This is a genomic window from Shewanella sp. GD03713 (assembly GCF_029843705.1).
Taxonomy (GTDB): domain Bacteria; phylum Pseudomonadota; class Gammaproteobacteria; order Enterobacterales; family Shewanellaceae; genus Shewanella.
In genome coordinates, this window is the sequence record NZ_JAOCIW010000001.1 from 958,344 (window position 1) to 981,521 (window position 23,178).

17 protein-coding genes are annotated in these 23,178 nt (G+C 48.5%); 12 read left to right on the plus strand and 5 right to left on the minus strand.

Features of this window, described 5'->3' with window-relative positions:
• Nucleotides 1-55 precede the first annotated feature (55 nt).
• The 3 genes from hldE to N5E87_RS04310 all read left to right on the plus strand — a co-directional run bounded on the left by hldE (nt 56) and on the right by N5E87_RS04310 (nt 2,943).
• The gene (gene hldE / locus N5E87_RS04300) at nt 56-1,486 is read left to right on the plus strand and encodes a bifunctional D-glycero-beta-D-manno-heptose-7-phosphate kinase/D-glycero-beta-D-manno-heptose 1-phosphate adenylyltransferase HldE (RefSeq protein ID WP_011715992.1); all 1,431 of its coding nucleotides are present in this window, start codon (nt 56-58) and stop codon (nt 1,484-1,486) included.
• The gene (locus tag N5E87_RS04305; protein WP_086902082.1) at nt 1,483-2,310 is read left to right on the plus strand and encodes a hypothetical protein; all 828 of its coding nucleotides are present in this window, start codon (nt 1,483-1,485) and stop codon (nt 2,308-2,310) included. Before hldE ends, N5E87_RS04305 begins: the two co-directional genes overlap by 4 nt.
• Before the next feature lie 153 nt (nt 2,311-2,463).
• The gene (locus N5E87_RS04310; protein WP_086902083.1) at nt 2,464-2,943 is read left to right on the plus strand and encodes a TetR family transcriptional regulator; all 480 of its coding nucleotides are present in this window, start codon (nt 2,464-2,466) and stop codon (nt 2,941-2,943) included.
• Nucleotides 2,944-3,031: 88 nt separating this feature from the next.
• On the opposite strand, the gene N5E87_RS04315 is transcribed toward N5E87_RS04310, so the two are convergent.
• The 3 genes from N5E87_RS04315 to N5E87_RS04325 form a co-directional block, all read right to left on the minus strand.
• The gene (locus N5E87_RS04315) at nt 3,032-3,421 is read right to left on the minus strand and encodes a hypothetical protein (protein WP_086902084.1); all 390 of its coding nucleotides are present in this window, start codon (nt 3,419-3,421) and stop codon (nt 3,032-3,034) included.
• 152 nt (nt 3,422-3,573) lie between these two features.
• On the minus strand, nt 3,574-5,058 hold the full coding sequence (pntB, locus tag N5E87_RS04320; RefSeq protein ID WP_023268429.1) for a Re/Si-specific NAD(P)(+) transhydrogenase subunit beta: 1,485 nt from the start codon (nt 5,056-5,058) through the stop codon (nt 3,574-3,576).
• Between the two features lie 11 nt (nt 5,059-5,069).
• Nucleotides 5,070-6,596, minus strand: coding sequence for a Re/Si-specific NAD(P)(+) transhydrogenase subunit alpha (locus N5E87_RS04325; protein ID WP_086902085.1), 1,527 nt, complete (start codon nt 6,594-6,596; stop codon nt 5,070-5,072).
• 417 nt (nt 6,597-7,013) lie between these two features.
• Between N5E87_RS04325 and N5E87_RS04330 the strand changes: the two genes are divergently transcribed.
• From N5E87_RS04330 to N5E87_RS04350, 5 genes are all read left to right on the plus strand, one after another.
• Nucleotides 7,014-8,828 (plus strand): assimilatory sulfite reductase (NADPH) flavoprotein subunit, encoded by a 1,815-nt coding sequence (locus tag N5E87_RS04330; RefSeq protein WP_086902086.1) that lies wholly within the window; start codon nt 7,014-7,016, stop codon nt 8,826-8,828.
• 74 nt (nt 8,829-8,902) lie between these two features.
• Nucleotides 8,903-10,600: an assimilatory sulfite reductase (NADPH) hemoprotein subunit gene (gene cysI, locus N5E87_RS04335; RefSeq protein WP_011625339.1), complete on the plus strand. Its 1,698-nt coding sequence runs from the start codon at nt 8,903-8,905 to the stop codon at nt 10,598-10,600.
• Entirely contained in the window at nt 10,593-11,390 is a 798-nt protein-coding gene (locus N5E87_RS04340; RefSeq protein ID WP_086902087.1) for a phosphoadenylyl-sulfate reductase, read from the plus strand. The genes cysI and N5E87_RS04340 overlap by 8 nt, the downstream gene beginning before the upstream one ends.
• Nucleotides 11,391-12,067: 677 nt before the next feature.
• A complete protein-coding gene (gene mtgA / locus N5E87_RS04345) occupies nt 12,068-12,853 on the plus strand; it encodes a monofunctional biosynthetic peptidoglycan transglycosylase (protein ID WP_086902157.1) in 786 nt (261 codons plus the stop codon).
• 367 nt (nt 12,854-13,220) lie between these two features.
• Nucleotides 13,221-14,957 carry a hypothetical protein gene (locus tag N5E87_RS04350; RefSeq protein WP_279775119.1) on the plus strand — a complete coding sequence of 579 codons (1,737 nt, stop codon included), beginning with the start codon at nt 13,221-13,223 and terminating at the stop codon, nt 14,955-14,957.
• Between the two features lie 53 nt (nt 14,958-15,010).
• On the opposite strand, the gene N5E87_RS04355 is transcribed toward N5E87_RS04350, so the two are convergent.
• Nucleotides 15,011-16,558, minus strand: coding sequence for a S41 family peptidase (locus N5E87_RS04355; RefSeq protein ID WP_279767170.1), 1,548 nt, complete (start codon nt 16,556-16,558; stop codon nt 15,011-15,013).
• Nucleotides 16,559-16,744: 186 nt separating this feature from the next.
• Complete coding sequence (locus tag N5E87_RS04360; protein WP_086902090.1) at nt 16,745-17,629, minus strand: phospholipase A; 885 nt, start codon at nt 17,627-17,629, stop codon at nt 16,745-16,747.
• Between the two features lie 430 nt (nt 17,630-18,059).
• Between N5E87_RS04360 and cobA the strand changes: the two genes are divergently transcribed.
• The 4 genes from cobA (at nt 18,060) to N5E87_RS04380 (ending at nt 23,178) form a co-directional block, all read left to right on the plus strand.
• Nucleotides 18,060-18,890, plus strand: a complete 831-nt coding sequence (gene cobA / locus N5E87_RS04365; RefSeq protein WP_279767171.1) for a uroporphyrinogen-III C-methyltransferase — start codon at nt 18,060-18,062, stop codon at nt 18,888-18,890.
• 78 nt (nt 18,891-18,968) lie between these two features.
• Complete coding sequence (gene cysD, locus N5E87_RS04370) at nt 18,969-19,877, plus strand: sulfate adenylyltransferase subunit CysD (protein ID WP_011623816.1); 909 nt, start codon at nt 18,969-18,971, stop codon at nt 19,875-19,877.
• A 130-nt stretch (nt 19,878-20,007) separates the two neighbouring features.
• Nucleotides 20,008-21,450, plus strand: coding sequence for a sulfate adenylyltransferase subunit CysN (gene cysN, locus N5E87_RS04375; protein ID WP_086902092.1), 1,443 nt, complete (start codon nt 20,008-20,010; stop codon nt 21,448-21,450).
• 3 nt (nt 21,451-21,453) lie between these two features.
• Nucleotides 21,454-23,178: an SLC13 family permease gene (locus N5E87_RS04380; protein WP_279767173.1), complete on the plus strand. Its 1,725-nt coding sequence runs from the start codon at nt 21,454-21,456 to the stop codon at nt 23,176-23,178.

Genomic DNA, 23,178 nt, shown 5'->3' on the forward strand with positions numbered 1-23,178 from the left:
TTTGCCGAAAATTAGGTACAATCACGGTTTAATTTCTGCAATAGATAAGAGCGCTATGAAGGTTTCTCTGCCAGCATTTGAAAAAGCCAAAGTGTTAGTTGTCGGCGATGTGATGTTAGATCGCTACTGGGTTGGGCCAACGGGACGAATCTCCCCCGAAGCGCCAGTGCCCGTGGTGAAGATCAACCAAGTCGAAGACAGACCGGGCGGTGCGGCCAACGTGGCGCTAAATATCGCGACCCTCGGCGGCCAAGTGCAATTGGCGGGGTTAGTCGGTGAGGATGATACCGCTAAGGCGTTAACCCTTGGCGTGCAAGCCCTGGGTGTTGAGCCACAGTGGTTGAATATTGCCGACAAACCGACCATTACCAAGCTGCGGGTATTGTCGCGTAACCAGCAACTCATTCGCCTCGATTTTGAAGAGTCCTTCGATAAGCAGGATAGTGCACGTTTACTCAAACAGTCTGAAGCCTTACTCGATTCGGTCGATGTAGTGGTGCTGTCGGATTATGCGAAGGGTGCTATCGATAAGCCGCAGGATTTTATTGCACTGGCTCGCGCTAAAGGTGTGAAAGTGCTTGTCGATCCAAAGGGTTCCGATTTTAGTCGTTACCATGGTGCCTCACTGATCACCCCCAATATGAGTGAATTTGAAGCCGTGGTTGGCGCGGTAACCTCTGAGGCGGATCTGCTCGAAAAGGCCCGAGGCTTACTCAATAAACACCAGTTCGACGCTATCTTAGTCACTCGCTCAGAAAAGGGCATGACCTTAGTGACGGCCAATGCCCCTGAGTTACACATTCCCACGGTGGCCCGTGAGGTGTATGACGTAACAGGCGCAGGTGATACTGTGATTTCTGCTCTGGCGACGTCACTCGCCGCAGGCGCAGAATTGCCGCAGGCGTGCGCCATTGCCAATACCGCCGCAGGGGTTGTGGTGGGTAAATTGGGCACTTCAACTGTGTCTCGTATCGAGCTGATTGAAGCCTTAGCACTGCACCACGGTGAGTCGGGTTTTGGGGTGGTGAGTGAAGATCAACTTGCCTATGCCCTAGAGCAAGCCAAATTGCGTGGCGAGCGAGTGGTCATGACCAACGGCTGCTTCGATATTCTGCATGCGGGGCACGTCAGTTACCTCAAGCAAGCCAAAGCCTTAGGCGATAGATTGATTGTGGCTGTGAATGATGACGCCTCGGTCAAACGCTTAAAAGGCGAAGGTCGCCCTGTCAATCAAGTGGATAGACGTATGGCGGTGTTAGCGGGATTAGCCGCCGTCGATTGGGTGGTGCCTTTTAGTGAAGATACGCCACAGCGGATCATCGCCAGATTGCTCCCCGATCTTCTCGTCAAAGGCGGTGATTATAAGGTTGAAGACATCGCCGGTGGCGCCGAGGTGATTGCCGCGGGCGGCCAAGTCCAAGTGTTGGGATTTGAAGACGGGATATCAACGACGGCCATTATCCAAAATATCATGGCAAAACAGTGAGTCTCATTGCTCTGACGCTGATCTCTAGCCTGACTTGGGTGCCTATTGGCGACAAGCTGGCGTTAATTTGCCCGTTAGCGCAATTGAGTCAGTGTCTGGCAAGCTTTCCAACTCAGGTCCGTGAACAACTCCCCCGCAGTGAAGCCCAGTTTCAAACTGAGATTGGGCTTCGCAGTGCCATGGTGTTACCCGTCGAAAATAGTCATTTCTCCGGTTTAATCCTGGTAAATGAGCGAGAAACACCAGAGTTTCAACTGCTCAATATCGATGGCACAACCTATCAATATGACCTCAAAGAACAGGCATTATTAACCCTGTGGCATGAGCTAGGACACCTTGAGAATTTGGCCTTGCAGGGCAGTTTATTGCCAAAAGAATTAACAGCTTACCAGCATGAGTGGTTAGCGGATCTCTATCTGGTTTGGCGTGTTGCTAAGGCCAAAGGCAATTTGGATTTAGCCTGGCAGCAATACCACAGACGCAACCTTGCGGCATTAACAAGTTCGCAGTATATGTCTCACTGGAGCAGCCCTATGATGATACAAGTGTTAAAAAAGTATCAAGTGAGCCAGATTGCCCACTACAGCCAATATCGTGATTTTGTCGCCGATTTTTATCCTAAAATAGTACAAATAGAACCAGAGGTATTTCGTGAGTATTCGAGTTTAATGCAGCGTACTTTTGGTGAGACTGTGCTGCAACCCCTGCCAGCATACCTATCTTGGCGTAAGCCGGATCTTGGGCGTTACCTTAACCCGACACTGACATTGTTGATGGGGGAGGCAAAGGCCCACGACTGGTTAGTACAAAATTCAATGTTGTGAATATGTAAACGGAATCGATAAATCTCCCTGTTTCAAACTGAACCCTAGCTGAACAAAAGCGAAATACACTTGTTTGGCGTTTCCAAACAGCAGTAATCCCTGAAAGGCTTTGGTAAGCTCTACCCCAGAAAAAGAACAACGGGAGACTTTACTATGGCTAAGCGCTCGCGAGTACAGACTGAGCAGACCATAAATCAGATTATGGATGAAGCGTTAAGACAAATTTTGACTATTGGCTTTGAGACTATGTCTTATACCACGTTATCTGAAGCAACGGGGATTAGCCGCACTGGTATTAGTCATCACTTTCCGCGTAAAAACGACTTCTTAATCCGTTTAGATAGTCGTATTGGCAATTTATTTGTTGCCGCACTCGACTTTTCTAGCCAAGAAGCCTTAGAAGCCTCTTGGATGAAAGCGATGCAAGAAGAGCATTACCGCGCAGTGTTAAGATTATTCTTCAGCCTCTGTGGTGGCGCGAATAATGAAATCACCCTCTTCAGAGCGGTCAGTACAGCACGTCAGCAAGCCATTGCTGAATTAGGATTGATCGGTGATCGCACTATCAATCATCTATTAGGCCGTACTGCGGTTATGCTGCTGTCTAATTTTGATGTTGCCAAAGCGGCATAATCTCAACGAATTACTATCAAAAGGAGCCTTCAGGCTCCTTTTTTGTTTCTATAGTTTGGCGCGCCGATTACGTTTTCTCGCTGTTAAGTTAGTTAAGCTGCAATGGGGGAGGCAGCTGCGCTTGTTTTAACTTTTGTTGGGTAAGATACACGCCGACAGCCATAAAGGTCAGTGCCGCGGCGATCAGGGCGCAAAGCGCATGATGGAACACCAAATGGCTGATAAAGAAGGCTGGAATATCCTCAATACTATCGATAAGGAAGAGTTTAACGATAAGCCCAAGGTACAAGAGTAAGTGCAATATCGCTCCCGTGATAAAGAGGCGCTTAAACTTTTGCACCAAACGAGCGGCGAGATTAAAGCGGTAATAGCGGCAAAATAGATAACCGCCGATGCCAATGCCAATCGATATCCAGCCGAGCCCCAGCAATGAGGTTTTAATCAAAATTGCCGACAGCATAAATAATCCAAGCAGCATCAAGCTATCCTTTCAATGAATGGGGCGACTACAAGCAAGTTGCGCAGAGACTAGCTGAGCTGGCTTAAAAACGTGTGAAAACATCCCTAAGCAGGGGAAAAGATAAAGGGAGCCAAGTGGCTCCCTTTATGGTTAATACGCAAACTTAAGCATTACAGCGCTTTTAAAATCGCCTCAACGCTGGCCTTAGCATCGCCGAACAGCATTTGAGTATTGTCTTTAAAGAACAGTGGGTTTTGTACACCCGCATAACCTGTATTCATTGAGCGTTTAAAGCCAATTACGTTTTGCGCTTTCCACACTTCGAGCACTGGCATGCCCGCAATAGGGCTGCCCGGATCTTCCATCGCCGCTGGGTTCACCGTATCGTTGGCACCAATGACGAGTACTACGTCGGTATCGCTAAAGTCCTCGTTGATTTCGTCCATTTCGAGCACGATATCGTAGGGCACTTTGGCTTCGGCCAAGAGTACGTTCATATGGCCTGGTAAGCGACCCGCCACTGGGTGAATACCAAAGCGTACCTTCACGCCGCGATCACGCAGTTTTTGAGTGATTTCAGCCACAGGATATTGTGCCTGAGCCACTGCCATACCATAGCCTGGAGTGATGATGACAGACGTTGCGTTTTTCAGCATGTCAGCCACATCTTCGGCGTTGGTTTCGCGGTATTCGCCCATTTCTTCATCGCCAGATGAGGCCACACCATCGGTGCCAAATCCACCTGCGATAACCGAGATAAACGAGCGGTTCATCGCCTTACACATGATGTAAGACAGAATCGCACCCGATGAACCCACGAGCGCACCTGTCACGATCAGCAGATCGTTTGACAGCATAAAGCCCGCCGCCGCCGCAGCCCAACCCGAGTAGGAGTTCAGCATAGAGACCACAACTGGCATGTCCGCACCGCCGATTGAAGCCACTAAATGCCAGCCAAAGGCGAAGGCGATAAGTGTCATCAACAGCAGGGCAGGCATAGTGCCACCGGTTTGCACGAAGTACACCAACAGGCCAAGCGATACCAATACCGCTGCGAGATTCAGTTTATGGCGATGTGGCAACATCAAAGGTTTTGAGGAAATTAATCCACGTAACTTACCGAAGGCTACGATAGAACCCGTGAAGGTCACCGCACCGATAAAGATCCCGAGGAACACTTCCACTAAGTGAATGTTGAGCATAGCGCCAGTTAAATGGGCTTTCTCGGCGGCTTTGGCCGCTTCGCTTAGCGCATCCTGCACTGCGGCTAAGGTGGAGTTGATATCTCCGCCAACGGCCACAACCACTTGCGAGACTTGCTCTGGGTGTAGGTCGATAAAGCTGTTAAAGCCCACTAATACCGCCGCCATACCCACAAAGCTGTGAAGTACTGCGACCAGTTCGGGCATTTCTGTCATTTCGACTTTAAGTGCTAAACGCACGCCGATGGCACCACCAATCACCATGGCGACAATAATCCAAGCGACACCGCTGGTGTCAGGATTAAAAATGGTCGCCAGTAGGGCGATGGCCATACCTGTGATACCAAATAAATTGCCGTGTTTGGCCGTTTCTTGCTTCGACAATCCTGCGAGACTGAAGATAAAGAGCACGGCGGCAATAATGTAAGCTGCTGTTACCAGTCCTTGAGACACGTTATACCCCCTTAATCTTTACGGAACATCTTCAGCATGCGCTGAGTGACGGTGAAACCGCCGAAGATGTTAATACTGGCGATCAGCACGGCGATAAACGCCAGCACAGTGACCAAGGTTGAACCTTGTCCAATTTGCAGCAAGGCGCCGACCACGATAATGCCCGAAATCGCGTTAGTCACTGACATTAAAGGCGTATGTAGTGAGTGGGATACGTTCCACACTACGTAATAGCCCACCACGCAGGACAGGACAAAAACCGTAAAGTGGGATAAGAACTCGGCTGGCGCAACCGAGGCAACCGCAGCAAAACCCGCAGCACCAAGGGCGGCGAGAATATACTTAAGCTTGGATGGCTTTTTGGCCTCAGCTGCTTTGGCTTCAACCTTAGCCGCAGGTTTGGTGGGCGCTGCCGACACCGAAATCGCCGGTGGCGGGAAGGTCACTTCGCCTGCTTTGACCACTGTCATATTGCGCATCACCACATCATCGAAGTTGATGCTGGCGACGCCGTTTTTCTCTTTACACATTAACTTCATCAGGTTGACTAAGTTAGTGCCGTAAAGCTGTGAAGACTGCGCGGGCAGGCGGCCGGGAAGATCGGTAAAGCCGATGACTTTAACGCCATTCTCGGTCACGAATAGCTCGCTAGGCTGAGTGTATTCACAGTTACCGCCCGCTTGCGCGGCCATATCGACAATCACAGAGCCGGGTTTCATGCTGTCGACCATAGCCTTAGTAATGAGCTTAGGTGCAGGACGGCCTGGGATCAGCGCTGTGGTAATGATGATATCGACTTCTTTGGCTTGCTCGGCAAACAGTGCCATTTCGGCGGCGATAAACTCGTCCGACATGGTTTTAGCATAACCGTCCGATGAGCTGCCATCTTCATTGGTAAAGTCCAGTTTGAGGAACTGGCCACCCATAGATTCGATTTGTTCGGCCACTTCTAAGCGTGTGTCGAAGGCACGAACGATAGCCCCTAGCGAACCTGCGGTACCAATGGCGGCAAGACCCGCTACACCGGCACCAATCACCAGCACTTTGGCTGGCGGAACTTTACCTGCGGCGGTAATTTGTCCGGTAAAGAAACGGCCAAAGTGGTGCGCGGCTTCAACAACGGCGCGATAACCGCCGATATTGGCCATAGAAGAGAGAGCATCGAGGGATTGGGCACGGGAAATACGTGGCACCATGTCCATCGCCATCACATTGATGTTGCGTTTAGACAGTTTCTCGACCAGCTCAGCATTTTGAGCGGGCCAGATAAAGCTGATTAAGGTCGCGCCTTCTTTAATTTGCGCAATTTCAGCATCGGTCGGTGCATTGACTTTAAAAATCAGATCCGCTTGCCAAACCTCTGCCGTGATCTTCGCCCCAGCGGCTTCAAAAGCGGCATCGTCAAAGCTAGACAGTAAGCCAGCATTGGCCTCAACAACAACTTCAAAGCCGAGCTTTTTAAGTTGTTCGACGGTGGCAGGGGTCGCGGCGACCCGAGTCTCACCGGCGAGACTCTCTCTCGGTATTCCAATCTGCATGATTACTCCCTGGTGGTTTATATAATCGTTCCGCCTGAGTGCTTCCCCTGAGCTAAACCTAGGTAGGGCTAGGCCGCGATAAGAATGAACTCGTTTATTCAGTTGTGGCAGTTAGCGCATTCAATCTTGGTATGAAATTTGTGCTTGAAAACAAACTTCTTTGCGAGCAACAGAAGGTACTGTACAGCAGGCTCGTCACCATTGTGGCAATACTTTGGTTTGACACAAGCGCATATTGCTCAAGCTGGTCGTTTCTGAACTGGTCGTATCAAAAACTTTTAACCAGTGCACACTTTTGTAGCTTAAATTTTGCACTTTGTATATTCCAAAATGGAATTAAAAATCAAATATTATTCTTTTTTGCTTTTCTAAAACCACGCTAATCTGCTGGACATTACACTGTCATAGGGCCGTCTCATGTTGTTAAAAGAACTTTCATCACTGGCTTCACCCCTGTCGCAACCGCAGGTCGAAAAGCTGAAACAACTCACCGCTGAATTAAACGCGGTGCAACTTGCTTGGGTGAGCGGTTATTTAGCCGCAACGGCCAATGCGTCGGGCAATCTGGCCCAGCTCGCGCCCGTGTCCGATGCACCGGCGGCGCAGACAGTGACCATTCTCTATGGCAGCCAAACCGGCAATGGCCGTGGTATTGCCAAAGCCTTGACCGAGAAGGCAAAAGTGCAGGGCTATAGCGTGAATCTAGCCTCTATGGGTGAATACAATGTGCGCCAGCTTAAGCAAGAAACCTTGTTATTGCTGGTAGTCAGTACCCATGGTGAAGGTGAAGCGCCGGATGATGCGATTGAATTACATAAGTTTTTAGCATCGAAACGCGCACCTCAATTAAACAACTTACATTACTCTGTGTTGGCGCTGGGCGATTCAAGCTATGAGTTTTTCTGCCAGACAGGTAAAGACTTCGATGCTCGTCTTTCGGCATTAGGCGCCAAAGCGCTACTGCCTCTGGTTGAGTGTGATGTGGACTATGAGGCTGCGGCTGGACAGTGGCACGCCGATGTACTCACCGCCGTGAAGCCACTGATTCAAACCACGGCTAACGTGGTGGCGCTCAATGATACCAGCTCGGCACCAGCTGCCAGCGAGAGCGAATTTACTAAGCAAAACCCTTACAGTGCCGAAGTGTTGGTGAGCCAAAAGATCACCGGACGTGGTTCAGATCGAGACGTGCGCCACGTTGAAATCGATTTAGGCGAGTCAGGACTGCGTTACGAAGTCGGTGATGCCCTTGGAGTGTGGTTTAGCAACAATGAAACTTTGGTTGATGAGATTTTAGCGGGCTTAGGGTTAGCGGCCGATATTAAGGTGACTGTCGCTAATGAATCCATCAGCCTCAAACAAGCCTTAATCGAGAAGAAAGAACTGACACAGTTATATCCTGGTTTAGTCAAAGCCTGGGCCGAGTTGTCCGCAAGCCCAGAGCTGCTTGCCCTGAGCGAAGATAAAGAACAGGTTCGCCAGTTTATCTTACACCATCAATTTGCAGACTTAGTGGCGAACTATCAGCTCAAGGCCGATGCTAATCTCGATGCAAACAAGTTAGTGGAATTATTACGCCCATTAACGCCAAGACTCTACTCCATCGCCTCGAGCCAGAGTGAGGTCGATACCGAAGTGCATCTCACCGTGGCTTTGGTGGAAGATGAGCACCAAGGACAAGCCCGTTTTGGTGGCGCATCGCATTTCTTAGCCTCGGCAGAGGAAGGCGCCGAAGTAAAAGTGTATGTTGAACCGAACAAGCATTTCCGTTTACCTGAAGATCCACAAACGCCAGTCATCATGATTGGCCCTGGCACAGGGGTTGCGCCGTTTCGCGCCTTTATGCAGGAACGCGTGGCGCAAGGCGCTGAGGGCGATAGCTGGTTATTCTTCGGTAATCCTCACTTTGAGCAGGACTTCCTGTATCAAACCGAGTGGCAACAGTATCTGAAAAACGGCGATTTAACCCGTATCGATGTGGCATTTTCGCGGGATCAGGCCCATAAGATTTACGTGCAGCACCGCATTAAAGAGCAGGGACAAACCCTGTGGCAATGGCTGCAAAATGGCGCGCATCTCTATATTTGTGGTGATGCCGAACGTATGGCTAAGGACGTGCACCAAGCCTTACTTGAGGTTGCGGTGGAGTTTGGCGGACTGTCGAGCGAGGCGGCGGAAGAATATTTCGAGACCCTGCGCAGTCATAAACGTTACCAAAAAGACGTGTACTAATTAATCGATCCCAAAGATAGAGAGCAGTATCCACGGAGATACTGCCGCCGAATGAATTTTAAGAGGCAGTTGCCATGAGTGAGCAAAAGTTAGCATTAAACGAATACCTAAAGACCGACAGTGATTATCTGCGTGGCACCATCAAAGAGGGATTAGATTCCTCGGTGACGGGCAGTTTTAGCGACGGTGATCAGCAATTGATCAAATTCCACGGCTTCTATCAGCAGGATGACCGTGATTTACGTAACGAGCGTAAAGAGCAAAAACTCGAGCCTTTGTATAGCTTTATGTTACGTGCCCGCGTGCCTGGCGGTGTGTGTACGCCTAAGCAATGGTTAGGCGTGGATGAAATTGCCTCGACGCTCACCAGCTCTAACAGCATTCGTTTAACGACGCGTCAGACGTTCCAATACCACGGCATTCCAAAGCGTAATCTCAAGACCATTATTCAAGGCTTGGACCGTGAGGCGCTCGACTCAATCGCCGCCTGTGGTGACGTTAACCGTAACGTGATGTGTAACCCGAATCCGGTCGAGTCTAAGTTGCATGCGCAGGCCTATGAAGTCGCGAAAAAACTGTCTGATCACCTGCTGCCCCACACTCGTGCCTACGCCGAGATTTGGTTAGATGAAGAGAAGTTACTGACCACAGAAGACGAAACCGTTGAACCTGTATACGGCAAAACCTATTTGCCACGTAAGTTTAAGATGGCCGTTGCCGTGCCGCCAGATAACGATGTTGACGTCTACACCAACGACTTAGGCTTTATTGCGGTGGCTGAAAATGGCGAATTAGTCGGTTTTAACCTGACCGCTGGTGGCGGCATGGGGTCGACCCACGGTGAAGTGGAAACCTTCCCGCGCTTGGCCGATGACTTTGGTTTCATCAAAACTGAAGATGTGATGAAGTTTGCCGAAGCTGTGATGACAGTGCAGCGTGACTGGGGCAATCGTACCAACCGTAAGCGTTCGCGCCTCAAGTACACTATCGTCGACCATGGTTATGAGAAGTTTAAGGCCGAAGTGGAAGCCCGTGCTGGCGTCAAGTTTGAGCCCAAGCGCGATGTGGTGATTGGCGATCGCGGCGATCGTTATGGCTGGGTCGAAGGTGTCGATGGTAAGTGGCATTTAACCCTGTTTATTGAAAGCGGCCGCATTAAAGACGTGCCTGGTAAGAGTTTGCAAACCGGTATGCGTGAAATCGCAAAGATCCACAAGGGCGATTTCCGCATGACCTCAAACCAGAATATGATTATTGCGGGTGTGGCTCCCGAGGATAAAGCGACCATCGAAGGCCTTGCCCGTAAACACGGTTTACTCGGCCAAGTGTTGACCCAAACTCGCGGTCATTCGATTGCCTGCGTGGCCTTGCCAACCTGTCCATTGGCGATGGCGGAAGCCGAGCGTTATTTCCCTGAGTTTATCGACCATATCGATGCGCTGCAGGCCAAAAATGGCATTAGCGATCAAGCCATAGTAGTGCGTATGACGGGTTGTCCAAATGGTTGCGCACGTCCATTTGCCGCTGAAATCGGCTTAGTGGGTAAGGCGCCGGGTCGCTACAACCTGTATCTTGGGGCGAACTTCGAAGGCACTCGTCTGAATAAGATGTACAGAGAGAATATCCAAGAGGCTGAGATCCTTGCTGAATTGGATGCATTATTTGCCCGTTACGCGGTTGAGCGTAATGCAGGCGAAACCTTTGGTAACTTCACCGTCCGCACGGGCGTAGTGAAGGCGGTTATCGATGCCGCTAAGGATTTCCATGGCTGATCTTGATTCTGGGGTGACGGGTTCCTGCTTGCCGAACGCGTTGCAGAGCGTGGTAAGTCACAGCGAACTGAAAGCGCTGCTGACGGCGCCTAAGGATGTGCAGCGAGCGGAACTGGAACGCATTAATCGCTTCTTGGCCGGATTGACGGCTCAAGAGCGAGTGCTCTGGGGCTTAGCCTATTTGCCGGGGAATCACGCGCTGTCATCCAGTTTTGGGATCCAGGCGGCGGTGATGTTGCATATGGTGAGTCAGGTGCAATCGGATATTCCGGTGATCTTAACGGATACTGGGTATCTCTTTCCTGAGACATATCAGTTTATTGATCAGCTTACCGAGCGCTTATCCTTAAACCTCAAGGTTTACCAAGCGCCGATGACCTCTGCATGGCAGGAAGCGCGTTTTGGCAAGCTGTGGGAGCAGGGCTTAGACGGACTCGAGCGTTATAATCGACTCAATAAAGTGGAGCCGATGCAACGTGCTTTGGCAGAACTTGAAGTCGGCACTTGGTTTGCGGGACTTCGCCGCAGTCAGTCGAGCACTCGCGAAGAGTTACCAATATTGGCTATCCACGGAACTCGCTTTAAGCTGCTGCCGATTATCGAATGGTCGAACAAAGATGTGCACTTGTATCTGACGCGATTTGACTTGCCTTACCATCCTCTATGGGATCAAGGGTATGTTTCTGTTGGGGATACCCATTCGAGTAAACCCTTAGAATTAGGGATGACTGAAGAAGAAACCCGCTTTAATGGTTTAAAACGCGAATGCGGTTTGCATTACGAAATATAGTCATCTATTTGATTTAATAGATAAATGCCACAGTATCCCCTGTGGCATTTTTTATTTTACGTCATCAAAATGGTATTTTGCTCAATTTTAAAGCGGTTTGGCCGTTAAAGTATTTTGTGTGTCATTCTGGCGTCATCAAAGTCAGATAGATTTTATTTTCATAGAGTTAGTTTAGACTTTTTTATCGGTGATAAATTTTTTGTACATTTTTACTCACAGAGTTATGCACATTAGAATGTTCTGAGCTATATTACAAAGTTCCCGTAGATGGTTTTGAGGGAGTTTACTGCGCAGATATGCCTTAGTCGGTATTTTGCCAAGTTAAGTTGTTGAATATCGTTATTTATGGGCTTAGTTTGCTGTGTAACGATATAACGAGACGGAAAACAGTCGCACTTCCAAAAGACCTTGCTCGCCGCCGCGAGTATCAAGCAGTTTGATTGACTTGCTAGCCCTCGTTAATCTGCCCATTTCACCTCGGTCAGCTGTGGTCAAAGCTGCCGAGGTTGAGCCAACATAGTTAGCATCGTTTATTTCGCTAATTCATCAATTCAGCTCGGTTTTTGGCGCTGTTTATGACAATATTATCATCAACTTACACTGTGCATATTTTATGCGGTGTGGCCAATGCCACCGCAAACGGCCCCTTTGGTGAAACTATTGATGAGGATAACTGGATGACCGCCCCTTTGTATGCCATGCGCGATCATGTCAATCGTCCTCAAGGGAACAAATCCAATCGCCCAGCACCCAGAGCCAAGGCGCGCGGCTTTAAGCGCATAGTCGCTTGGTTCGTTAAACTCATCTTGGGCTTATTACTTGCCTCTGTTCTAAGCGTGGTGCTACTGCGTTTTATTGACCCGCCGATGTGGACTTGGCGGATTGAACGGGCATTATTCCCGCCTGCACCAGTGACAGAGGTGCGACATCAATGGCGCTCACTCGAGCAAATTTCTCCTGAATTACAATTAGCCGTGATTGCCGCAGAGGATCAAAAATTTGCCAACCACACGGGGTTTGATTTAGCCGCAATAAGTTCGGCCATCGAATACAACCAAAAGGGCAACAAGGTTCGCGGTGCGAGTACCTTAAGTCAGCAAGCGGCGAAAAACCTGTTTATGTGGTCGAGCCGCAGTTTTATCCGCAAGGGAATTGAGGCCTGGTTTACCCTGTTGATGGAATTGATTTGGGATAAGTCGCGGATCCTCGAAGTGTATCTCAATATCGTCGAATTTGGCCCCGGAATATATGGCGCCGAAGCGGCATCGAAACATTATTTTGGTAAGAGTGCAGCTAAATTAACCCGTTATGAGGCGTCATTATTAGCGGCGGTATTACCCAATCCTTGGCGATATAAAGTCTCGCCGCCTTCACCTTATGTTGAGCAGCGCTCCGCTTGGATCCGTAAGCAAATGCGCCAGTTAGGGGAAGTGACGCTTAACCGTGTTCATAATGCCGATTAACGGGTAAATAAGGCGATAACCTTCGTCTTATTAACATGTCATGCGCTTTATCGCTGCGATGAACTTTATCATTAATATGAATTAGGCGCTGAATATGAAATTAATTGAGTTTGCTAAGCGAATTCGCCTTAATAGAGCAGCTTGATTCGCATCCTAGGTTAATTAATGGTAAATTAGCGCACGAATTTCCCCTTCAAATACACTCAGTCCTTGGGCTATTCCCCTTGCAAATTCTTAGCTTGTGTCGGATGTTGGTTTGCCATGACGAGTGTAAAAAGGAATGACAACAGGTCAGTATTTAAATACCGAAGGCGAGTGCTTTCGGTATTATTTTTGTCACTTTGACGGTTATTAAATGGAGTTTTAGATGAAGAAGATTGTTATTGCTGCGGCTATTATTGCAGCGGGCGCAGGTGCTTATTGGTACACTCAGCATGGAACTAGCTCGAGTGCTTCGGCCAATCCTTTGCTTGATTATATCCCTGCCGACACCCCAGTATTTTCAGGCCAATTAAAACCTTTCCCACTGAAAAACTACCTGCAATCCATTTCTAGCAATTACCAGCAATTCTCAACGGATTCGTTGGCCGAGTTAGGTGCATTAGATAGCCCTCTGGCCAAGTTCTTTGTCAGCATCTATACGCAGTATATGGATGGGATGAAAGATCCAACCCAATTGCTTAAGACCTTTGGTTTACCAAATGAAGTCGAGCCTTTTTTCTATACCTTAGGTGTGATCCCTGTTCTTAAAACCAATGTGGATCAAATTGATGCATTCTGGGCCGTCTTGGATAAAGCCGAGAAAGACAGCGGCTTCACCCATGAAAAGCGCACCTTAGCGGGCGTTGATTATCGCGCTTATTCACTCGCTGAAGAAGGTTCTACTGAGAAGGTTGACCTGTTATTTGCCCATAAAGATGGCATCTTAACTGTGACCTTATCTGGCACAACGATTGAGCCAGAAATCTTAGAAATGGCCTTTGGATTAAAGAAACCAACTCAATCTTTAGCCGCTTCTGGCATGCTGAAAGACATCATCAAAACCCATGGTTTTATGGAAGATAGCATCAGCTTTATCAACCACGTTGAGATTGTTAAAGCGATTACGTCTCCCGATGGCAATATGCTAGGCAAACAGCTCACTCAATTCATGGCTGAAGAAAACCATGGTGAAGATCCGCTAGCGGAAATCCGTACTCCTGAGTGCAAAACTGAGCTAACCGCCATTGCTGCCAACTGGCCTCGTACGGTTGCGGGATTAACGGCATTTAGCTCAACCGAAAAAGAAAGCCATATGGCGGCCTCTTTTGTGGTTGAAAGCAAAAACCAAGCAATCCTAACTGCGCTGCAAAAAATGCGCGGCTACATTCCAACCCACTTAGCTGACATTAACAGCACTATCTTCTCGATGGGACTGGGGATTGACGTTAATGAAGTTGCGCCTTCACTGACGGCGATTTGGGATGACCTGCAAAAGCCGCAGTTAACCTGCGCGCCGCTTGCCGAGTTGCAAGCAGAGTTAAGCCAACAGAGCCCTGCGATGTTAGGTATGTTTACTGGCATGGCTAACGGCGTTAAAGGTGTGAGCCTGTCATTGCTCGATTATAAGATGAGCACACAAGACCAAGAGCCAAAGCTTGAAAGCTTAGATGCCTTAGTGAGCTTAACGGCTGATAATCCTTCAATGCTGTTCAATATGGTGAAACCTTTTGCTCCAATGCTAGCTGAACTGCAAGTTGCGGATAATGGCGAACCTACCGACTTATCACCACTGTTAATGTTGCCGCCTGAGATGAACATCAAGCCGATGCTGGCGATTAAGGGACAACACTTAGTGGTTTACTCTGGCGATAAAGGCTTAGCGTTAGCCAATAAACTGGCTGGCGAAAAGCCATCGGCCAATGGGCTTTACAGCATGTCGGCTGATTACGGTAAGATGTTTACCCCAGTACTGACCCTGTTAGAACTGACTGGCGAGCCGATTCCTGAAGAGCTGCAAATGCTGAAAGATTACAATATGCGCGTGCAAATGAGCTTCGATGTGAACAAACAGGGCATAGTGTTTGGTTCTGTGATGAACTCAAAAGCGAGCGAGAAAAAGTAAGCTTGATACCTTAGAGTGTTAATCGAAAAGCCAGCTGATTGCTGGCTTTTTTGTTAATTGGCTTGCGCTAACTTAGGTTGAGAACCTAGGGGCGAGTCTATGGATTTCGGTTTCGCGGCGCGCACTAAACTGACCAGTCCTTGCCATTCAATATCGCTGTTCTGTGGCAGCCAAATATCCGGCTCTGTGCCTTTTCCTGAAAGCAATTCACCTGCGGCGTCATAGGTGAGTGAGCTGCTAAACCGAACATCTAAATCACTGTTAGGTAATGTGAGTTGGTATTGTCTGGCAAAATCACCCGAGGTTTTCTCCCCAATCAGATTCACTCTCGACCAAGCTTTTGTGCGGTAGGCTATCCACTCGCATTCTTGTTTACATAAAGGGCTTACTAGCAGTGCAAGGCGATTATTGCCTTCGGCTGAAACTTCGGGTTTCGTGCGGACAAACCAAGGGCTAAATCGGCTTTCATCTATGCTTGGCAGACGCCTCGTTAGTACCTTAAGTCGAGGCGAGCTGAGTTCCAGTGCCTCGAGCGGCCTAAAGTTTAGGGGCCTTAAATAATCATTCCTCAGTTCTGGTGAGCGGCGATAATGGGCAAAGCCCATTATTTGTGTCATGGCTGAGGTATAGGGCGTCGCATTTTGAGGGGCATCTTGATAACGCGATAACATGGTCAGTAATTTAGGGCTAAAGCCCCTTGCTTGCCTTAAATCGACTATCAACAAGGGTTGTTCCATGCCTTGGCGTAGGGCGTCTTGTTGCCGCTTATCGAGTTCAAAGGCATAGAGATCATCAATCTTGAGCCGTGCTGTCGCCTGATTGATCTGCTCCAATGAATAATCAGGCCTGATTGGCGCCGTCGGGGCTAAATTATCGAGTTGGGTGATCAGGCTTTCAAAACTCAGTTCAGCCTCATCCTCAATCGGTTTAACTATGGTTTTCGATGGTTGCGGCAGGGCGATAGTCACTTGCGTGGTCTGCAAATCATCATTAATTAAGCTTATCAGCACATGGGGCTTGATGCTTAAGCCTAAGTCCTCCCGCAGCAAATTGAGTCGCTTGAGCCAAATCAGCTGCATCTCTTGGCTATTTTTTGCAGGCTCAGATAAATAGGCTTGGCTGGCCGAAATCCATTTGCTTAAGGGAATGCCATCGATATGGGTAATAAAGGGAAAATCGGCGCTGATGGGATTATTTTTGCTGTCCAAGGCGAGCCATTGCTCGTTGACGGGCCTGAGTGTTAAGGGCAGTTCGCCGCTGCTATTTTCGACTTTCGCAACCTGTGTCCCTGGGTCTTTTAAGGTATTGAGCAGTTTTGTGAGCTCGGCGGCGAAGCGCTCTTTAGGTACAACATCTTGATATTGTGCTGTGATTAACCCTGCCAGTCGTTTGAGCTGCTGCTCATTGGTCTGTGGGTCCAGTGCGTAAAATGCCGAGTGTTGCTCAATTTGGTCGAACAGAATATAGAGATCTTGGCGAATATCTTTGGTCGTTAGCGTGGGTTGTGCTTTTTCAGGAATAGCGAAAAACGCGAGCCTGATAAGGCTCGCGCAAATAATCACGCCCAGCAAACTAACGACAGTGCGATAGCTAAAATTCATATTCCTCCATGACAACTTACTTTTACTGCTAAAAAGGTGTGCGACTATCGATGTAAATGTCTATTTTGGCAATATAAATCACCAGAGCGCACCTTTTGCTCCTGTCCATTTGAGCAATTTAACAGCAGTTCTCATCAGTCAGCATAGAATTATGGCTATTTTTTGTGCCTTGTCACGGTTAAGAGACTAGAGAATATCGTTTAGGGAAACGCCAATACCAATACGTTGATTATGATGGTTATAGTCGATAAGGCTCTCACCATATCCATTAAAGTATTGAGTATAAAGGCGTAAATTGCCGATGATTGGGTAGCTCCACGTAAATTCTGCCGAGCCTCGATCAATATCTTTAAAGTTGGTTTTTAGGGTGAGGGTGAACCTATGGTCATCGATGCCATACACTCCCACAAACTCGGCTTTACCTATGTATTCATCGATGTCAGGGTTATCGTCGCCACGGGGTTGATGGATATCGGTTTTTTCGTCTTCAGGAATACGCCACCACACCTTGGTTGAGAAGGCCAATGGGCCTGCATCAAAAATCATAGTGCCATAAATACGATTCCAACTTCGGGATAGTAACCCTGACCTGCCATTAGATTGATGTACCGCACCAAAGCCCCAGAAGGAGTTGGTCACGCTGCCAATTTTCCAGTCATTGTTAAACAGCATAAAGATTTCGGGTTCGTGGTTAGTCTCACGGAACGGGGAAGAAATATCCTTGTTATAAACCTGCCAGTAGGATTGGTTAGTGTAGGCAAAGAATAAGTGACCATTATCGCCAAAAACATTGTACCAAATAGGAAACTTAAAGCTTATCTGGAACTTAGCTTCCATCTCGTCGAGTGTGTAGTTATTCTCCGCTGCATCTTGAGCAAAGGGGGCCATATTGGGATCGGGGTTGTAGGTGGCGGGTAAAATGTAATTCACTTTATGCGGTGTGATCACAAAGGGACGTTCTGAGGTTGCTAGCTCGTCCTGTACCCGTCCTTTAATGAGAGATTCTTCCGCTTGTAGTCCAGTACAAGTTAACAGCCCAATTAATGCGATACCTTTATAAAATAGGGACATCGGCCCTCCTTGATGTGTCTGTTTGCCTTACGCTTTCTCGTTGTTTGCCCAGCTTAACATTAGTTTGTGGATCTATTGTGAGAAACCCTGCCATTTGCCCTACTTGGTTATGGCGATATTGAATCCATTTTCGTGATCTAAAGAAGCAACTAACTAGAATTTTTAGCAATAACATAGTGCGGTTATGTGACTTTATGCAAGTTTTGATTGCCGATAAATTAGCCATGAAAGCATTATTTATCTTTGTACTTCAATTGTTTAAATTATTTTTAGGCCTGTGGCACTTTTGCCTCCCTCAAGTATAGTGAATTGGCTTGATTCGAAGTCCTGCTGTTATTTCTTTTTGGTATAACAATTAATGATTTTATATTTATTAAGGAATATAACTAGGGCTATATTGCAACACATTGATCTCATATCGGGGAATGTGATGGAAATTTTATCTTTACCGGGCCAAGGGGCGAAGGGCAAAGTCTGGCTAGTTGGCGCGGGCCCCGGAGACGTGGAGCTATTAACCCTCAAGGCTTGGCGTATTCTCAAGTCAGCCGACGCTGTGCTATACGATGCGCTCGTCAGCCAAGATATCCTCGATTTGCTCCCCAAAGATGCAGAGAAGATTGCCGTTGGCAAACGTGCTGGTAAACATAGTGCTGCGCAGGATGAAATTAATCAGTTACTGGTGACGAAAGCTTATACCCGTAAAAACGTGGTACGCCTCAAGGGCGGCGATCCCTTTATTTTTGGCCGCGGTGGTGAAGAGTTACAAACCTTAGTTGAAGCGGGCGTCGAATTTGAAGTGGTTCCCGGCATTACCGCCGCCAGTGGTACTTCGGCCTATGCGGGCATTCCATTAACCCACAGGGATTATGCCCAGGGGGTGACCTTTATCACTGGCCATTGTCAGCTCGAAAGCCGTCCAATGGACTGGCAGGGTTATGCTAATCCAAACAATACCTTGGTTGTGTATATGGGGATTTTAAATGCGGGTATTATTCGTCGAGGATTAATCGATGCTGGCCGTAGCCCACAAACACCAGTGGCGATAGTGTCGAAGGCGACCACTCAGTCGCAGCAGCGTTTTATTGGCCAATTAGATTCGCTCGAACAGCTCGCGGCCGATCCGCAATTGCAAATGCCCGCCCTGATGATTATTGGCGAAGTGGTTGCGTTAGCTGACAGCTTAAATTGGTTCCAGCCTAAGGGTGAGGGCGAGTCAGCACTCGATACCGCGGATGCCGCCAAGATTGTGGCAAAAATTTAGTTAAATCAGATTTTTTAGAAATAGTTAAGTTAAATTCAGCTGCCTTTTGCAGCCCATTTTAGGTAAACGGAGAAGAGTATGGCCGGGCGTGAATTAAGCCACTTACAACAACTGGAAGCCGAAAGCATTCAGATCATTCGTGAAGTCGCTGCCGAATTCGACAATCCAGTAATGTTGTATTCCATCGGAAAAGATTCTTCGGTGATGTTACACCTTGCGCGTAAAGCTTTTTATCCCGGCAAGATCCCATTCCCCTTGTTGCACGTGGATACGGGCTGGAAATTCAAAGAGATGATCGCCTTTCGTGATGCGCAGGCGAAAAAGTTTGGCTTTGAATTATTAACCCACACCAACCCAGAAGGCGTTGCCCAAGGGATTAACCCCTTCGACCATGGCAGTGCCAAGCACACTGACATCATGAAAACCCAAGGCTTAAAACAAGCCTTAAACCAATATGGTTTCGATGCCGCATTCGGTGGTGCGCGCCGCGATGAGGAAAAGTCCCGCGCGAAGGAGCGGGTGTATTCGTTCCGCGATCGTCACCACAGATGGGATCCCAAGAATCAGCGTCCCGAGCTGTGGCGCACCTATAACGGCGCGGTAAATAAGGGCGAAAGTATTCGTGTCTTCCCGTTATCTAACTGGACCGAACTCGATATTTGGCAATATATCTATCAAGAAAACATTGAGTTAGTGCCACTGTATTTTGCAGCTGAGCGCCCTGTGGTTGAGCGTGGTGGTCAGCTGATTATGGCCGACGATGAGCGTATGAAGCTCGAGGAAGGCGAAACCATCAAGCATGAGGTGGTGCGTTTTAGAACCTTAGGTTGTTATCCATTGACGGCGGCGATGCATTCGCAGGCGGATAATCTCGAAAAAATCATCGAAGAAATGCTGTTAACTCGCTCGAGCGAACGCCAAGGGCGATTGATTGACTCGGATCAGAGTGCATCGATGGAGCAGAAGAAACGCCAAGGTTATTTCTAAACCAAGGCATTTCGTGCACAGGTTGAGAGACAGATTAAACCGATTTCGTGAATGTCCCGATGAAGGCTTTTAGAGCAATCAAGTACCAGTGACTTCACGAACAGTTGAGCAAGATAAGAGTGAGATAAAGATGGATAAAGCGGTCAATAAAACCAATCGTATGGCGGCAGAAATCAGCCAGCACGGGGTAAAAGAATATCTAGCCCAGCAACAACATAAAGGTTTGTTGCGCTTTTTAACCTGCGGCAGCGTAGACGATGGCAAGAGCACTCTGATTGGCCGTTTACTGCATGACAGCGCGCAGATTTATGAAGACCAACTCGCCAGCTTAAAAAATGATAGCGCTAAGATGGGCACAACGGGTGAAGCCATAGACTTGGCTTTGTTGGTGGATGGTCTGCAAGCCGAGCGCGAGCAGGGCATTACTATCGATGTGGCTTATCGTTATTTTTCAAGCGACAAGCGTAAGTTTATTATCGCCGACACCCCAGGTCATGAGCAGTACACCCGTAATATGGCGACTGGCGCCTCAACCTGTGATTTAGCAGTGATCTTAGTGGATGCGCGTTATGGCGTGCAGACTCAAACCAAGCGTCATGCCTTTATTGCCTCTTTGCTGGGTATTCGTCACTTTGTGGTCGCGGTTAATAAGATGGATTTACTCGGGTTCGATGAGCAAGTGTTCAATCGTATCCGTAATGATTTCAGTGAGTTCGTAAAAGATTTTGGCGACTTAGATATCCACTTTGTACCCTTATCTGCACTCAATGGCGATAACGTGGTTGAGCCGAGTCTGCATACGCCTTGGTATCAGGGCGGCACACTGCTGGAACTGCTCGAAACCATTGATACTCAACGTGAACTCAGCGCCTTGCCTGTACGTTTCCCAGTGCAATATGTGTCGCGTCCAAATCTCGATTTTCGTGGTTTTGCCGGTACTTTAGCCTCTGGTGTCATCAAGGTGGGTGACGAGGTGGTTGCGCTGCCTTCGGGTAAGCGTAGCAAGGTTGAACGCATTGTGACCTTCGATGGCGATCTCGCCGAAGCGACTGCTGGGCAAGCCGTTACTATCACCTTAGAAGATGAAATCGATATTTCCCGTGGTGACTTACTGGCACTGCCAGAGAGTGCGCCACAGGTTGCCAATCAAATCGTGGCTGACCTAGTGTGGATGGATGAAAAACCATTACAACTCGGCCAGTTATACGACATTAAAGTTGCGGGTAAGAAGACCCAAGCCTCTGTGACGGCCATCGACTATGTGGTTGATGTGAACACACTTGCGCGCAGCAGCGCCGACACTTTAGGGCTCAATGCCATCGCCCGCGTGACCTTAGAACTGACCGAAGATATCGTCTTCGATGCCTATTCTCTGGTGCGTGATACTGGCGGCATGATCCTGATTGACCGTTTATCCAATGCTACTGTGGCGGCTGTGATGGTGGTATCGGGACAGCATGTGAACAAGCAAGCGTCCTCACAATTTAGCGCCTTTGAAATCGAGTTTAATGCGCTGGTGCGTAAGCACTTCCCGCATTGGCAAGCGATTGATATTTCAAAGCTTGGAGCCTAATACGTGAGTGACTTGTGGCTATTAGCTATAGTGTTGTTTGGATTAGTGGCTGGCTTAATCGCCGGCCGCATTAATCCTGCTGTGTTGTTTTTATTTGCTTTTTTACTCTGTTACCTCCTAGGAATGGTATCACTCGACACGGCGCTCACTAGCTTTACCAACACAGGTTTAGTCACATTGGTGTTATTGGTGCTGGCGGCGACGGCGCTGGAAAAAACCTCGTTGCTGGGCAAGTTAAGCCAAGTGATTGGCAATAATTCGCTTGCGGTGACTATGGCAAAATTGGGGTTTTCGACGGCGCTGCTGTCCTCTTTTACCAATAACACCGCCGTCGTTGCATCTTTGATTGGAGTGGTGCGCCGCAATCAGGCTCATGCTCCAGCTAAGTTGTTGTTGCCACTTAACTATGCGGCGATTCTGGGCGGTACGCTGACCTTAATTGGTACTTCCACTAACCTTATCGTCAACTCTTTTGTCGAAAATGCGGGCTTGCCTGCGCTGGGGTTCTTTGAGTTCACGCCAGTGGCCACGCTGATTGTGCTGTTAGGCATAGTGCTGCTGATTGTATTGGCCAATACCTTACCCGACAGGCGAGAGGATTCGACCGAAGAGACACTGCCCTATCTGCTGGAAGCCCATGTGGCCAAAGGCTCGTCTTTAGTCGGTCGTAGCGTGGTGGACAACAAATTAAGAGCCCTGAAAAAGCTCTATTTAGTCGAGCTTGAGCGCAGCGGCATCTGTATTTGTCCGGTTCCGCCACAGTTAGTGTTACAGGCGGACGATGTGCTGCGTTTCAGTGGCGCGGTGGAGTCGGTGGAGCTGTTGCATCAATTCGATGGTCTGGATTGGTTTGGTAAACATCAAGCAAAAGGGCAAAACCTAGTCGAAGCCGTGTTAGCACCCTCATCGAGTCTAGTGGGCAGCACCTTAAAGGAGTCTCGCTTTCGCGAACAGTTTGATGCGGCGGTAATGGCGATTCGCCGTGGTCATCATCCGCTAAAAGGTGGTTTGGGCGATATCGTATTACAACCAGGCGATGTGTTGCTGCTGACACCGGGGGATGGTTTTAGCACCAATGCTAAGCTGAGTACTGAATTTGCCGCCGTCAGCGGACTCGATTTGAATGTGCGCTTAGACAGCCGCCGCAGCCGTTTTGTATTAAGCAGTTTTGTGCTCACCATTGTGCTTAGTCTGACCGGCGTATTACCGCTGGCCAAGGGCTTAGTGCTATTACTGCTGAGCTACTTTGCCATTGGCGCTGTGACCTTGTCGGAGCTTAAGCGTCGCTTCCCACTGGAATTAGTAGTGATAGTCGGCAGTGCCTTAGGGTTGGCGAATCTGATGATGAGCACTGGTCTTGCCGATGGGTTAGCGCAAGGCTTGCTCGGTACCATCAATGGTTATGGGGTGTTTGGCGCCTTTGTGGGTGTCTATTTAGTCACCTTGTTGTTAACTGAACTCGTTACCAATAATGCCGCGGCTGCCTTGGCCTTTCCGATTGCCTATGCGGTGGCGCTGAATTATGGCGTCGATCCAAGACCATTTATTATGGCGGTAGTGTTTGGGGCCAGTGCCAGTTTTATTTCGCCCTACGGTTATCAAACCAACTTAATGGTGTTTAACGCGGGCAACTATCGTTTCAGTGACTTTTTGCGCTTAGGGCTACCGCTATCTGTGCTTTATTCCCTGATAGTGATTTTTATGGTGCCAGTTATCTTTCCGTTTTAA

Coding starts and splice junctions, on each gene's coding strand:
- N5E87_RS04330 (WP_086902086.1), top strand. CDS start 7,014: ATGTTGTTAAAAGAACTTTCATCACTGGCTTCACCCCTGTCGCAACCG.
- N5E87_RS04360 (WP_086902090.1), bottom strand. CDS start 17,629: ATGTCCCTATTTTATAAAGGTATCGCATTAATTGGGCTGTTAACTTGT.
- cysI (WP_011625339.1), top strand. CDS start 8,903: ATGAGTGAGCAAAAGTTAGCATTAAACGAATACCTAAAGACCGACAGT.
- N5E87_RS04325 (WP_086902085.1), bottom strand. CDS start 6,596: ATGCAGATTGGAATACCGAGAGAGAGTCTCGCCGGTGAGACTCGGGTC.
- N5E87_RS04315 (WP_086902084.1), bottom strand. CDS start 3,421: ATGCTGCTTGGATTATTTATGCTGTCGGCAATTTTGATTAAAACCTCA.
- N5E87_RS04350 (WP_279775119.1), top strand. CDS start 13,221: ATGAAGAAGATTGTTATTGCTGCGGCTATTATTGCAGCGGGCGCAGGT.
- N5E87_RS04355 (WP_279767170.1), bottom strand. CDS start 16,558: ATGAATTTTAGCTATCGCACTGTCGTTAGTTTGCTGGGCGTGATTATT.
- cysD (WP_011623816.1), top strand. CDS start 18,969: ATGGCCGGGCGTGAATTAAGCCACTTACAACAACTGGAAGCCGAAAGC.
- mtgA (WP_086902157.1), top strand. CDS start 12,068: ATGACCGCCCCTTTGTATGCCATGCGCGATCATGTCAATCGTCCTCAA.
- cobA (WP_279767171.1), top strand. CDS start 18,060: ATGGAAATTTTATCTTTACCGGGCCAAGGGGCGAAGGGCAAAGTCTGG.
- hldE (WP_011715992.1), top strand. CDS start 56: ATGAAGGTTTCTCTGCCAGCATTTGAAAAAGCCAAAGTGTTAGTTGTC.
- N5E87_RS04340 (WP_086902087.1), top strand. CDS start 10,593: ATGGCTGATCTTGATTCTGGGGTGACGGGTTCCTGCTTGCCGAACGCG.
- N5E87_RS04310 (WP_086902083.1), top strand. CDS start 2,464: ATGGCTAAGCGCTCGCGAGTACAGACTGAGCAGACCATAAATCAGATT.
- cysN (WP_086902092.1), top strand. CDS start 20,008: ATGGATAAAGCGGTCAATAAAACCAATCGTATGGCGGCAGAAATCAGC.